Source organism: Tessaracoccus lapidicaptus, assembly GCF_001693815.1.
GTDB classification, from domain to species: Bacteria; Actinomycetota; Actinomycetes; order Propionibacteriales; family Propionibacteriaceae; genus Arachnia; species Arachnia lapidicapta.
Genome location: NZ_MBQD01000026.1, coordinates 48572 through 60769, shown reverse-complemented (window position 1 = coordinate 60769; position 12198 = coordinate 48572). Strand labels below are relative to the sequence as shown.

The 12198-nt window shown below is 74.6% G+C and carries 12 protein-coding genes; 7 read left to right on the top strand and 5 right to left on the bottom strand.

Annotated features, from left to right (window positions below; all coding sequences use genetic code 11):
• Positions 1-40: 40 nt before the first annotated feature.
• Both dhaL and BCR15_RS12975 read right to left on the bottom strand, forming a co-directional pair.
• Entirely contained in the window at positions 41-658 is a 618-nt protein-coding gene (gene dhaL / locus BCR15_RS12980; protein ID WP_068752640.1) for a dihydroxyacetone kinase subunit DhaL, read from the bottom strand.
• A gap of 77 nt (positions 659-735) precedes the next feature.
• On the bottom strand, positions 736-987 hold the full coding sequence (locus tag BCR15_RS12975) for a PLD nuclease N-terminal domain-containing protein (protein ID WP_068752639.1): 252 nt from the start codon (positions 985-987) through the stop codon (positions 736-738).
• Positions 988-1030: 43 nt separating this feature from the next.
• Here BCR15_RS12975 and BCR15_RS12970 point away from each other — a divergent pair, with 43 nt between their 5' ends.
• Genes BCR15_RS12970 through menD form a run of 4 tightly spaced genes read left to right on the top strand, consistent with a single transcriptional unit; the run spans position 1031 to position 5386 of the window.
• Positions 1031-2041 (top strand): AMP-binding protein, encoded by a 1011-nt coding sequence (locus tag BCR15_RS12970; RefSeq protein WP_228383381.1) that lies wholly within the window; start codon positions 1031-1033, stop codon positions 2039-2041.
• Positions 2038-2916 (top strand): 1,4-dihydroxy-2-naphthoate polyprenyltransferase, encoded by an 879-nt coding sequence (locus BCR15_RS12965; RefSeq protein WP_068752638.1) that lies wholly within the window; start codon positions 2038-2040, stop codon positions 2914-2916. The genes BCR15_RS12970 and BCR15_RS12965 overlap by 4 nt, the downstream gene beginning before the upstream one ends.
• On the top strand, positions 2913-3860 hold the full coding sequence (locus BCR15_RS12960) for an o-succinylbenzoate synthase (protein WP_068752637.1): 948 nt from the start codon (positions 2913-2915) through the stop codon (positions 3858-3860). Before BCR15_RS12965 ends, BCR15_RS12960 begins: the two co-directional genes overlap by 4 nt.
• Entirely contained in the window at positions 3857-5386 is a 1530-nt protein-coding gene (gene menD / locus BCR15_RS12955; protein WP_068752636.1) for a 2-succinyl-5-enolpyruvyl-6-hydroxy-3-cyclohexene-1-carboxylic-acid synthase, read from the top strand. Before BCR15_RS12960 ends, menD begins: the two co-directional genes overlap by 4 nt.
• A 1-nt stretch (position 5387) precedes the next feature.
• On the opposite strand, the gene BCR15_RS12950 is transcribed toward menD, so the two are convergent.
• Both BCR15_RS12950 and BCR15_RS12945 read right to left on the bottom strand, forming a co-directional pair.
• The gene (locus BCR15_RS12950) at positions 5388-7085 is read right to left on the bottom strand and encodes a TM0106 family RecB-like putative nuclease (protein ID WP_068752635.1); all 1698 of its coding nucleotides are present in this window, start codon (positions 7083-7085) and stop codon (positions 5388-5390) included.
• A 1-nt stretch (position 7086) separates the two neighbouring features.
• Positions 7087-7782 carry a demethylmenaquinone methyltransferase gene (locus BCR15_RS12945; protein WP_068752634.1) on the bottom strand — a complete coding sequence of 232 codons (696 nt, stop codon included), beginning with the start codon at positions 7780-7782 and terminating at the stop codon, positions 7087-7089.
• Positions 7783-7841: 59 nt separating this feature from the next.
• Here BCR15_RS12945 and BCR15_RS12940 point away from each other — a divergent pair, with 59 nt between their 5' ends.
• From BCR15_RS12940 to BCR15_RS12930, 3 genes are all read left to right on the top strand, one after another.
• A complete protein-coding gene (locus BCR15_RS12940) occupies positions 7842-8552 on the top strand; it encodes an alpha/beta fold hydrolase (protein ID WP_068752633.1) in 711 nt (236 codons plus the stop codon).
• Positions 8553-8621: 69 nt separating this feature from the next.
• Positions 8622-9272 carry a heme ABC exporter ATP-binding protein CcmA gene (gene ccmA / locus BCR15_RS12935; RefSeq protein WP_141680140.1) on the top strand — a complete coding sequence of 217 codons (651 nt, stop codon included), beginning with the start codon at positions 8622-8624 and terminating at the stop codon, positions 9270-9272.
• 56 nt (positions 9273-9328) lie between these two features.
• Positions 9329-10897 (top strand): DUF6297 family protein, encoded by a 1569-nt coding sequence (locus tag BCR15_RS12930; protein ID WP_256094656.1) that lies wholly within the window; start codon positions 9329-9331, stop codon positions 10895-10897.
• Positions 10898-10923: 26 nt separating this feature from the next.
• Here the strand turns inward: BCR15_RS12930 and BCR15_RS12925 are convergent, their stop codons facing one another.
• Positions 10924-12177 carry an isochorismate synthase gene (locus BCR15_RS12925; protein ID WP_078920494.1) on the bottom strand — a complete coding sequence of 418 codons (1254 nt, stop codon included), beginning with the start codon at positions 12175-12177 and terminating at the stop codon, positions 10924-10926.
• Between the last annotated feature and the right edge of the window lie 21 nt (positions 12178-12198).

Genomic DNA, 12198 nt, shown 5'->3' with positions numbered 1-12198 from the left:
GCCCCGCAGCCCGGCCGGGGGCGGGCGGCGCGAGAACCGCTCAGCGGACGTGCGTGGCGGCCGTCGTCACGATGATGGCGACGGACACGGCTCCCGGGTCGATGACGCCGACGGAGGTGTCCGCCTTCAACGCGGCGCGGCCCCGGCGGGCGACCATGTCGCGGGTGGCGTCGCGGCCGCGCTCGGCGGCGGCGGCGGCCGCCGGCAGCGCTTCGGAGAGGTCCTGGCCAGCCGCGGCGGCGGACTCCAGCGCCCGGACCGCGGGGGCGAGCGCGTCGACCATGGTCTTGTCGCCCTCCCGCGCGCGGCCGCGGATGACGACGGCGTCGAGACCGGCGCGCATGGCGCGCGCGACGCCGGCGGTGGTCACCTGGCTCGGCCAGGCGGCCCCTGTCCGCAGGAAGAAGGTGCCGAACAGCGGGCCCGATGCCCCGCCGACGGTGCTGACCAGGGCCATGCCGACCTTCCGCAGCGCCTCGGCCGCGGTGCGGGTCTCGCTGAGGTCGATGGCGCCGGCCGCCTCGGTCCCGCGGCGCATGTTGGTGCCGTGATCGGCGTCGCCCAGCAGCCGGTCCAGCTCGTCCAACTCATCGGCACGGCGGGCGAACTCGCGCGCGCAGTCGCCCAGCCATGCGGCCACGGCGTTCACTCCACCCATCGGGGTCCTCTCTCGATTCTGGACGACGGCTCAGTCTACGGCCCCGGCGTCGGCGGGGCAGGTGTCCGGGCTGCGCGTCAGCGCAGGCCGCGGAGGAAATCCTCGTCGTCGTCCGGGGCGCTGGGCCCGCGATCCAGCCGTGGGTGGTCCTTGACCGGGCGGCCCAGCAGCAGCCAGGCGACGGGGCCCACGACAGGCACGGCGATGACGGCGAAAGCCCACAGCCAGCGTGGCATTGCACGCACGCGGTAGCCCCGCGACTGCGCCACCTCGACGACGCAGTACACGGTCAGCATCACGATTGCGATGATCAGCAGGACCCGGGCCACTCCGCCATCCTACCCGCGCCGCACGGTGGCCTAGGGTGGCGACGTGGAGCAGTGGGTGGCGGCGGTGACCGGGATGCTCGCGGGCGGCGACGGCCTGTGGCTGGCCGACGGGCCGGGCGAGGCCCCGCCCGGCACCGCGGTGGTGGGGACCTCCGGCAGCACGGGGTCGGCCAAACGCGTCATCCTGCCGCGCGAGGCCCTCGCCGCGGCCGCCGACGCCGCCCACCAACGGCTCGGGTTCGCCCCCACCTGGCACCTGGCGCTGAGTCCCCGCTACGTGGCCGGCCTGATGGTGCTGGTCCGCGGGGTGCTGGGCGGCGGGGTGCGCGGCGCCGACCCGTCCCTGGCCGACCTCACGCCGGCCCCCGGCCACAACGCCGTCTCCCTCGTCCCCACCCAGCTGTACCGCGCACTAGGCGACCCGGAGCGCGCCGCCGTCCTCGCCCACTTCGACGCCGTGCTCGTCGGCGGGGCCGCGCTGGACCGCGGTCTGCGGGCACGCGCGGAGGCCGCAGGCGTCCCCGTCGTCTCGACTTACGGCATGAGCGAGACCTGCGGGGGAGTGGTGTGGGACGGCGTCCCGCTGCCGGGCGTCGACGTCCGCCTCGGCCCGGAGGGCCGGATCGCGATCGCCGGCCCCACCCTGTTCCGCGGCTACCTCGACCGCCCCGATCTCACGGCGGAGGCGCTCGTCGACGGCGCCGTCCTCACCCGCGACCGCGGCCACACCGAGCCGGGCGGCCGGCTTGTCGTCGAGGGTCGGCTCGACGACGTGGTGATCTCGGGCGGCGTCAACGTGGACCTCGCGGCGGTGCGCGGCGCGGTCGCGGGCATCGACCCCGAGACCGAGGTGCTGGCGGTGGCCGACGACGAGTGGGGCGTCCGGCTGGTCCTCTTCGCCCGCGGCGGCGACCTCGCCGGATGGCGCGACCGGCTCCGCGGCGCGCTGCCGGCGGCTGCCCTGCCGCGCCAACTCGTGTGTGTGGACCCGCTGCCGCGCACCGCCGGTGGTAAGCCGGACCGCGAAAAGCTCCTAGAGTTGCTCCGGTCATGAACGAGAAGCTCTCCGTCTGGGTGGCCGGCGCCCGCCCGCGCACCCTGCCCGCCGCCGTCGCGCCCATCCTCGCCGGAACCGCCGGCGCGGCCGCGGTCGGCCACACCGGATGGGGGCTGGCGGCGCTGTGCCTGCTCGTCGCGCTCGCGCTGCAGGTGGGCGTCAATTACGCCAACGACTACTCCGACGGCGTCCGCGGCACCGACGACCAGCGCGTCGGCCCCACGCGGCTGGTCGCATCGGGCCTGGCCACCCCGGCGGCCGTCAAGCGCGCCGCCTTCCTCGCCTTCGGCGTCGCGGGCGTCGCGGGCCTCGCGGTGGTGGCGCTGAGCGGCCACTGGTGGCTCCTCCTGGTCGGGATCCTGTGCATCCTCGCCGCCTGGTACTACACCGGCGGCAGCCGACCGTACGGCTACCTCGGACTCGGCGAGGTCATGGTCTTCGTGTTCTTCGGGCTGGTGGCCACCGTCGGCACCGGCTACGTCATCGCCGGCGTCGCGCCGGCACACCTCTGGCTGGCCGCGACGGCCGTCGGCGTGCTGGCCAGCGCGATCCTCGTCGCCAACAACCTCCGTGACATCGCCACGGACCGGGTCGCCGGCAAGATGACGCTCCCCGCGCGCCTGGGCGACCGCGCCACCCGCCGGTTCTTCGCGCTGCTGGTCCTGGTCGCGGTGGCGGCCGTGGTCGGCTACGCCGCCCTCACGACGTGGTGGGCGCTCCTCGCGCTCGCGGGCGCCGTCGTGCTGGCCGACCCGCTGCGCCGGGTGCTCGGCGGCGCCACGGGCCGCGAGCTCATCCCCGTCATCCCGGCGACCGGTTTCGCTGAGATCGGCATCGCGGCCGGCCTGCTCGTCGGATCCCTGGTCGGATGACGCCGTTCGTCTACGACATCGCGCTGCGGGTGCCGTTCCGCGGGCTGACGCGGCGCACCGGAATCCTCGTCGAGGGTTCGGCGGGCTGGGCCGAGTGGAGCCCCTTCCCCGAGTACGACGATGCCGAGGCCGCAGCCTGGCTGCGCGCCACGCTCGAGGCCGCGGAACTCGGCCACCCGGCTCCGGTGCGCGGCTCGGTCCCCGTCAACGGCATCGTGCCGGCCCTGCCCCCCGCTGAGGCGGCGGCCAGGGCGGTGGCCTCGGGCTGCGGCACCGTCAAGATCAAGGTTGCCGCGCCCGGGCAGGACCTGGCCGACGACGTGGCCCGCGTGGCGGCCGTCCGGGCCGCGCTGCCGGAGGCGCGCCTCCGGGTCGACGCCAACGGCGGCTGGACGCTGGCCGAGGCCCGCGCCGCCATGGCGGCACTCGCACCGTACGGGCTGGAGTACGCGGAGCAGCCGTGCGCCACCGTCGACGACCTCGCCGCGTTGCGCGCGAGCGGGCTGGGGGTGCCGATCGCCGCCGACGAGTCCATCCGGCGCGCCGACGACCCCCTGCGCGTCCGCGACGCCGGGGCCGCCGACATCGCGATCCTCAAGGTGCAACCCCTCGGCGGCGTGCGCGCCTGCCTGCGGCTGGCCGCCGAGCTCGACCTGCCTGTCGTCGTGTCGAGCGCCGTCGAGACGTCGGTCGGGCTGCGGGCCGGGCTCGCGCTGGCCGCCGCGCTGCCCACGCTCGACCTGGCCTGCGGGCTCGAGACGGCCCGCCTCCTGGCCGGCGACGTCGTGGCCGAGCCCCTCGTCCCGGACGCAGGCGTGCTGCGCGTCCGAGACGTCGCGGTGTCGCCCGACCTGCTGGTCCGCCACGCGGCGCCCCCGGTCGTGACGGCCTTCTGGTTGGATCGGTGGCAGCGCGTCAGGCGCCTCGTGGAGGAGGAGCGGTGAGCAGCATCGAACTCGGGTCCGTGGTCGTCGACGCCCTCGTCGGCCTGGGCGTCACCGACGTCGTGCTCGCGCCCGGCTCCCGCAGCGCCGCCCTCGCCCTGGCGGTGGACCGGGCCGACCGCGACGGCCGCCTACGGCTCCACGTCCGGCTCGACGAGCGAGTCGCGGGCTTCACGGCGCTCGGACTCGCCAAGGAGTCCGGGCGGCCGGCCGCCGTCGTGACGACCTCCGGCACGGCCGTGGCCAACCTGGCGCCCGCCGCCATGGAGGCCCGCGCCGCCGGGGTTCCCCTCCTCCTCATCACGGCGGACCGGCCAGCTCACCTGGTCGGTACCGGGGCCAATCAGACGGCGGACCAGGTCGGGGCCTTCGGCCCGTCAGCGCTCGGGGTCGTCAGGCTGTCCTCCGAGTCCGGGGACGCCGCCGCGTGGGCCACGGGCGTGCAACGCGCCGTGACGGCCGCCACCGGGCACCGCACGCGCCAACCCGGCCCGGTCCAGCTCAACCTCGAGTTCGCGGCGCCGCTGGTGGGGCTGCTGCCCGAGCCCGAGGAGCGACGCTTCGACGTGGCCCGCTCGGCCGGCCACAGCGTCGCGGAGTTGGACGGGCGCCGAACGGTCGTCCTGGCCGGCGACGCTCCACCCGCCGTCGGGGCCGAGGCCCGCGCGCTCGCCGAGGTTGCGGGCGCACCCCTGTTGGCCGAACCGTCGTCCAACGCCCGCAGCGGCCCGAATGCCATCGCCGGCTACCGGGACCTCCTGGCCGACCTCGGTGGGGCGATCGAGCGGGTGGTCGTCGTCGGCCATCCCACGTTGTCGCGGCCGGTCACCGCGCTGCTGTCGCGCTCGGACGTCGAGGTGGTCGTGGTCGCGGCGACGGCCACCTGGCCGGACCCGGGACACCGCGCGACCATGGTCGCGGACCGGGTCCTCCTGGGCGACCAACCAGACTCCTGGCTGCGTACCTGGCGCGACGCCGACCGCAGCGGCGCCGGGCCCGGCTTCACGCGCCGGCACGTCGCCGACCTGGTCCTCGCCGCGCTGGGCCCGGCCGACGACCTCGTGCTGGGGTCCAGCTCGATCATCCGGGCCGCCGACCTGTCGCCGATCCCCGCCGCGCCGCCGCGGGTCTTCGCCAACCGGGGACTGGCCGGCATCGACGGCACCGTCGCGACCGCGACCGGCATCGGGCTCGCCGGCGGCCGCCCCACCACCGTCCTGCTGGGCGACCTCACCCTGCAGCACGACCTCGGCGCCCTCGTCCGCCCTCCGGGCGAGCCGCGGGCGCGCCTGCGGATCGTCGTGGCCGACGACGGCGGGGGCTCGATCTTCCACGGCCTGGAACAGGGCGCGCCGGACTACGCGGACAGCTTCGAACGAGTGTTCGCCACGCCCCAGGGCGTCGACCTCGTGGCCGTGGGCCGAGCGCTCGGGTGGCGCGCCGTCGACGCGGCGTCCCCGGCGGAGTTCACGGCCGCCTGGGCAGGGGACGCCGAGCTCATCGTGGCGCGCGTCCCCCGACCCTGACTCAGGCTCCTGCCTCGTCGAGGCCGGTCAGCCAGCGCCGCACCGCCAAGGTGGCCCGCACGTCGTCCTCGTTGTACTGCAGGACGCGCCTCCGGGCGGCGTCGCGCTGCTCGGCGGTCCCGCCGGCGACGGCCTCGGCGAACCAGGTCTGCGACGCCAGCCCGCCCGGCTCCTCGTCGCGCCACGCGAAGCCCGCCCCGCGCGTCGCCACGATCTTCAAACCGAGGCCGTCCACGCCCACGAAGTTGTCGCGGACGAAGCTGAACAGGTCGACGAAGTGGTCGTGGATCAGGTCGCAGGCCGCCAGCAGGACACCGCTGCCGCTGCGCTCTGCCAGGCGCCTGAGATGGACCGTCTCGTAGTCGGAGTAGTGGAACACGAGCGCCTCCGGGTGTCGGGACACGACGCCCGCCAGCCAGTCCGCGAACTGCTCGGCCAGTTGCACCTCGCGGCAGCCGCCGCCGGCCTCGAAGCGGCTGAACTCGTGATAACTCGACTCGCCGTCCACCGTGAGCAGCGCGCCCCACAGGTACACGGTGCCGTCGTCGGAGGTCTCGATGTCCAGGTCCACCTCGACGGCGGAGCGCGGCACGCCGATGGCGTCCACACTCACCCGCTCGAGTTCCACCCCACGGGCAAGCATCCGGGCGCGGGTCGCCGCCTGCCGCAGGCGCTGTTCCGCTCGGTCGCGGTGTCCGGTGTGCGGCAGGTAACGGGGGAGAAGCGCATCGACGTCCGCCTCCGCGAGCTGCGCGACCGTGGAGAGCCCCAGGCTCAGGAGCGTCTGGAGCTCCCGCACGTCGAGCGGCGCCTTGGAGAGCCGCAGCGACAGGTCGTCGTCGTCGATGCGCGGGCGGCACACCTGCCACCACGAGCACCACTCGCACTCCTTGACCCGAATGGGCCGCACGACGGGCGGCGGATCGTCGACGCCGGTGCGCGCGGCCGCCTCCTCCGCCACGTGGACGCGGAAGCGGTGCTCGTGGTCGTACCGCTCGAACGCCGAGCGCAGCTTGTGCCCTGCGGTCCGGGAGTAGGTGCGGATGAACTTGTGGCTGAGATCCACCCAGGTGGCCGCCGGCGCGCCGTCGGGGCCACGGTCGTCACCGACGACGGCGGCGACCGGCTCTCCCGAGGCGAAGCCGCACGACTCCAGCAGCCGCCAGTGGTGCGCCAGTTCCAGCAGGGCCCCCTCCCGGTAGACCCGGTACCGCTGATCGGGCAAGACGGCGCGGCGCCCCACGTCCTCCAGGGGCGACCAGCTGAGCGTCGTGGCGCCCATCTGCTTCTCCCGGACGCGATAGGGCTTGACCTTCAGCGGGTGGTAGCCGGGGGTCCCGGCGGCGGTGTCGGCGCCACGGACCAGCGCGTCCGGCCGCCCGCTGCGGTGCCCGTCGAGGTCCAGGGGCAGGACCCCGCCGACGACGACCGGCGCCCGGGCGGCCATGGCCGCGAGGCAGGCCTCCTCGCGCTCCTCCCAGGAGGCGCCGGCGGCATGGAGCCCACGCAGGTCCACCGCACCCGGCGTCTCCACCAGCCGCGCGAGCACCTCGTCGCGGAAGTCCGACCCGCCCTGGAACAACTCGCGCAGCGACTCGTCGATGGGCTCCTCCGGCTTGGCCACCGTCGGGTCGAAGGTGTGGAACGTCTTCACCGGGCAGCTGCGGGCCGCGTACGCGTCGAGGACGAAGCCCCCCACCTCAGGCCTTCCGGGCGCGGTGCAGCGCGACGATGCCCCCGGTGAGGTCCCGCCACTCGACGTCGACCCATCCGGCGGCGGTCATGAGCCCGGCGAGGGTCCGCTGGTCCGGCCAGGCCAGGATTGACTCGGCCAGGTACTCGTACGCCGCGCGGTTGCTCGACAGGCGGGCCATCAGCGGCAGCGCCCTGGGGAGATAGGTGGTGTACAGGCTCCGGAAGGCCGGGTGCGTCGGCGTCGAGAACTCGTTGACGACCAGCCGGCCCCCCGGCCTGGTGACGCGCAGCATCTCCCTGAGCGCGGCGGTGGTGTCCTCGATGTTGCGCAGCCCGTAGCTGATCGTCACGGCGTCGAACGTGTCGTCCTCGAACGGCAACGCCATGCCGTCGGCGTTGACGAAGTCCAGGAAGGGGAAGTTGGCCCGGCCCTCGTGCAGCATGCCGTAGGAGAGATCCGCCGCCGTGACCCGCGCCCCGCGTTCAGCGATCGCGGCCGACGACTTCGCAGTCCCGGCGGCCAGATCCAGGACGTGTTCGCCGGGCCGCGGGGCGATGGCGTCGACCGTGGCCCGGCGCCAGGCCCGGTCCTGGCCGAGCGACATGATCGAGTTCATGAGGTCGTAGCGGTGCGCGACGGCGTCGAACATCCGCTGCACGTCCGCCCTCCGCTTGTCCAGCGTGGCCCGGTCATTCTGCATTCCTGCAGCCTAGCGGTGGCCGGCGACGAGATGCCCGGCCCACCGGGCATGATGGGGGCATGACGCACCCCCCGGGCGGCCAGGTCACGCGCTTCGTGCTCGTGCACGGGTCGATGTCGTCGGCGGCCCAGTGGGCCGACTATCCGGCGTTGCTGCGCGGCCGCGACGTCGTGGCGGTCGATCTGCCCGGACACGGGACGCGGCGCCGCGACGCCTTCACGCTCGACCGGGCGGCCGCCGTCCTCGATGAGGCGGGCGCCGGCCGCCCGGACTCGGTCCTCGTCGGCCACAGCCTGGGCGGCTACGTCGCGGCGCGGTACGCGGCCGAGCGGCACGGGCCGGCCGGGCTGGTCCTCATCGGCGCCACCGGCGACCCCGGCGGGATCGTGGCCGGCCCCTACCGCGCGTTCGCCGCCGCGGCCGGACGGATCCCGTCGCGGGCCCTGGTCCGGGTCCGGCTGGCGGTGGCCCGTCGGCTCGGCGTGCGGGAGGCACTGCTGCCCGACGCCGCGGACTACCCGGCGCTGCCGGCCGTGTGGCGCGCGGTCGCGCAGTCCTGTGGGCCCGCCGACGTCGCGCGCGTCGCCTGCCCGATCCTGCTGGTCAACGGCCGGTTCGACCAGATGCGCGTCGATGAGCGGCGCTATCTGAGGCTCGCCCCGACGGCCCGCCTCGCGGTGGTGCCGGGGGCGACGCATCTGGCCCCGCTCACGCACCCGGAGCGGGTCGCGGAGCTGCTGCGCCGGTTCGCCGACGACCTGTCCGGCTGAGCGGCGAACTGCCTCCCGGTGGGGCGGCCCGGACGGGCCGATGTGCCCGCGCTTCGGCAATGGGTCACAATGGCGGGCGTGGCTAAGAAAGACGTCGTGCTCCAGGTCGACAACCTCAAGAAGTCCTACGGGCCGGTGACCATCGTCGAGAACTTCTCGATGAAGGTGCACGCGGGCGAGGCGGTGGCCCTGACCGGGCGCAACGGCGCCGGGAAGTCGACGGTGCTGCGCTGCCTCGTCGGCGCTGACCGCCCGGACGAGGGCACCGTCACCGTCAACGGCACCAAGGTCACCGAGACCAACCCCGAGATCCGGCGCGCCGTCGCCACCGTCATCGACGATCTCGACTTCTTCCCCGACCTCAGCGTCGTCGAGCACCTCGACCTCCTCGCGCGGGCCCACGGCCTGCACGAGCCGGACGCGCTGGTCGACGAGGTGCTCGAGGAGGTGCAGCTCGTGCCGCAGGCCGGGCAGCTGCCCAGCACGCTGTCGTCGGGTCAGCGCCGCCGCCTGGCTCTGGCCACCGCCTTCGTGCGGCCGCGCCAGCTGCTGGTGTTGGACGAGCCGGAGCAGCGCCTCGACGTCGAGGGCGTCGCCTGGCTGGGGGAGCGCCTCAAGGCCGAACTCGACGGCGGGCTGGCCATCGTGCTGGCGAGCCACGAGCCGGCGCTGCTGCAGGCCATCGGCGCCCGCGAGCTGCGCCTCGAGGGCGCCCGCTGACCGACGAGAGGCTCACCGACGTCGGAGTCGTCGACGAGAAGCAGCTCAAGCTGCTCATGCGCGACTGGCGCCGCGGGCGCGCCGACCGGAACCTGTGGCAGGCGCTGTCCGACGGCTACGTCATGGTGTTCTCGATCGTCGTCATCGGCGCGATGCTGGTGTCGTCGATCCTCCAGGCGCAGGAGACGGCGGCCGTGTGCGACACCGACGGGTGCGTCGCGGCGCGCGGCCTGCTGCCGTGGGCCTCGGTGGCGGGCGTGCTGGCGTTCACCCTGGTCGTGTCGCGGCTGTTCGGGCCCGTCGCCGCCTCCGCGGCCGAGGGCTTCTGGCTCATGGACGGGCCCACGGACCGACGCCGCATCCTCGCCGGGCGTCTCTTCGGCGCGATCGGCGCCGCGGGCGCGCTGGGCGCTGCCGCGGGCGCGCTGATCGCAGCGCTGACCGGCTCCGGACCCGTCGAGATCGGGATCTGGGCGCTGGCGGGCGGGTTGGGCGCCGCGGGGCTCATCGCGTTCGCGGCCGCCGAGCAGGGCCTGGACCGGCACTGGATCGTCACCGGCGTGCAGTGGCTCATCGGGGCCGCGGCCATCGGCACCATGGTGCTGCTCGTCAGCGGCGCCGCCGGCTGGATGGACCTTGGCCGGCTCACGCTGCTGGCCGTGGAACTCGCGCTGATCATCGCCGGGGTGGGCCTGCTGCTCGTCGTCGCCGCCGGCTTCCTCGCGTACCGGCGGTTGCGCAACATCAAGCGCCAGCGCCTCACGTCGGGTGGCTCGCTCATCAGCGGACTGCAGGGCGCCGCCTTCGCGCTCGAGTTCGCGCTCATCCGCGACATCCTCGTCGAGGCCAAGGCGCGGCAGCGCGGCCACGTCCGGCCGACGCGCGGCCTCGGACACGGGACGACGGCGCTCGTCATGCGCGACGTCCAGCGCCTGTGGCGCCAGCCCCTGCCGCTGGTCACCCTCGTCGCGACCATCGTCGTGCCCTACGCCGTGCAGGCGCTGGGCCTGGCGATGCTGAACCCGCCCATCTCCGCGCTGGTGCTGCTGGCGGCGCTGGTGCCCTTCATGAACTCCCTGCGCGTCCTGACCCGCACCAAGGGTCTGCAGCGCTGCTTCCCGTTCGATCCCGGTCAGCTGCGCACGGCCGCCATGATCGTGCCAGCCGTGCTGGCGCTCCTGTGGACCGTCGGGGCTTTCCCCGCCTTCCTGGGCGTCGCCGGGGGAGTGGCGACCGACCCGGTGAGCGCCGCCTCCGCCGCGCTGGTCACCGGCGTGGCCGGCCTCCTCGGCGCGGTGCGCTGGGTGTCGGCCAAACCGGCCGACTACTCCGGCCCCATCGTCTCCACCGGGGTGGGCGCCATGCCGCCGGGCCTCATGTTCTCGCTCCTGCGCGGCATCGACATGGTGGCGCTCATCACGCTGCCGATCGTCTTCAACTGGCCCGCGTGGATCTCGCTGATCATCGCGCTGATCGCCTTCTCCCTGCTGCGCAGCGGCATCGATCGCGACTCGCTCATGGACCAGCAGGCCGAGCAGAAGCGGATGCTCGAGGAGGAGCGGGCGCGTCGAAGCGGTGCGCCCGCCGCGGGCAAGCAGAAGATCCAGGTGCAGCGGAAGCGCTGACCGGGCTCAGTCAATCCTGACCGGGCTCAGTCCAGCCCGAGCGCCTGCAGCATCGGCACGAACTTCGCGGCGGTCTCAGCGAGTTCCGCCTCCGGAGACGAGTCCGCGACGATCCCCGCGCCGGCGAACAGCTGGATCTCCGAGGGGGCGGTCGCGCGGACCTGGCCGCCGCGCAGCGCGATGGCCCACTCGCCGTCGCCCTGGGTGTCGACCCAGCCGACCGGCCCGGCGTAGCGGCCACGGTCGAGGGACTCCAGCTCGCTGATGATGTCGAGCGCCAGGTGGCTCGGCGTCCCGCACACGGCGGCGCTGGGGTGCAGGGCCGCGGCCAGCGTCAGCGCGCCGGCCTCCTGGCACACGACGCCGGTGATGTCAGTGGCCAGGTGCATGACGTTGGGGAGCTTCAGCACAGACGGCGCCTCGGGCACGTTCATGGCCTGGCAGTAGGGCGCCAGCGCCGAGGCCACGGACTCGACGGCGAACTCATGCTCGGAGATGTCCTTCTGCGAGCGCGCCAGTTCCGCGGCCTTGGCCAGCGGGTCGGTGCCCTCGGCGTCCTTCCACACGGTCCCGGCCAGCACCCGCGACGTCACGAGCCCGCCCTGGCGCCGCAGCAGGAGTTCGGGCGTGGCGCCCACGAGGCCGTCGACGAGGTAGGCCCACGTCATGGGGTAGCCGGCCAGCAGCCGGCCGAAGAGGTGCCTGAGGTCGAACGGGGCGTCGGAACGCACCAGCAGGTCGCGGGCGAGGACGACCTTGTGCACTTCGCCGCGGCGGATGAGCTCGACGACCTCGGCGACGATGTCGGTCCAGACGCCCTCGCCCATCGAGCCGCCCAGCACCTCGAGCCCGCCAGGGCGGCGGGTGGGCTCCGCCACCGGAGGCAGCGCCGTCGACCGGTGCGCGGGGCCCAGGCGCGTCATCCAGGACAACTCGCCGCGCCGGCCCACGATCACCTCGGGGACGATGAGGACCGAGAGGTCCTCGGACCGGTCGGGGTCGAAGGTGAAGCTGCCGACCGCCAGGGGCCCGGTGCCGAACTCCCCAGGCATCTCGGAGTCGTGGTCGATGTGGTCGGAGATCTCGTCCCACCAGACGTCGGCGGCCTCGAGGGTGTCGGTCTCGAAGCGGGCGACCTCGCCCAGCGCCACGAAGCCGTCGCCGCGGCGCACGAACGCGCATCCGGGTGCCGACTCGGGCAGGAAGCGCTCGAGCGGCCCGGGGTCGGGGATGGCGACGGTGGTCGCACGCATCCTTGCGCTGCCGAAGTCCAGAATCACCTTCGCGAGCATAGCGGCTCG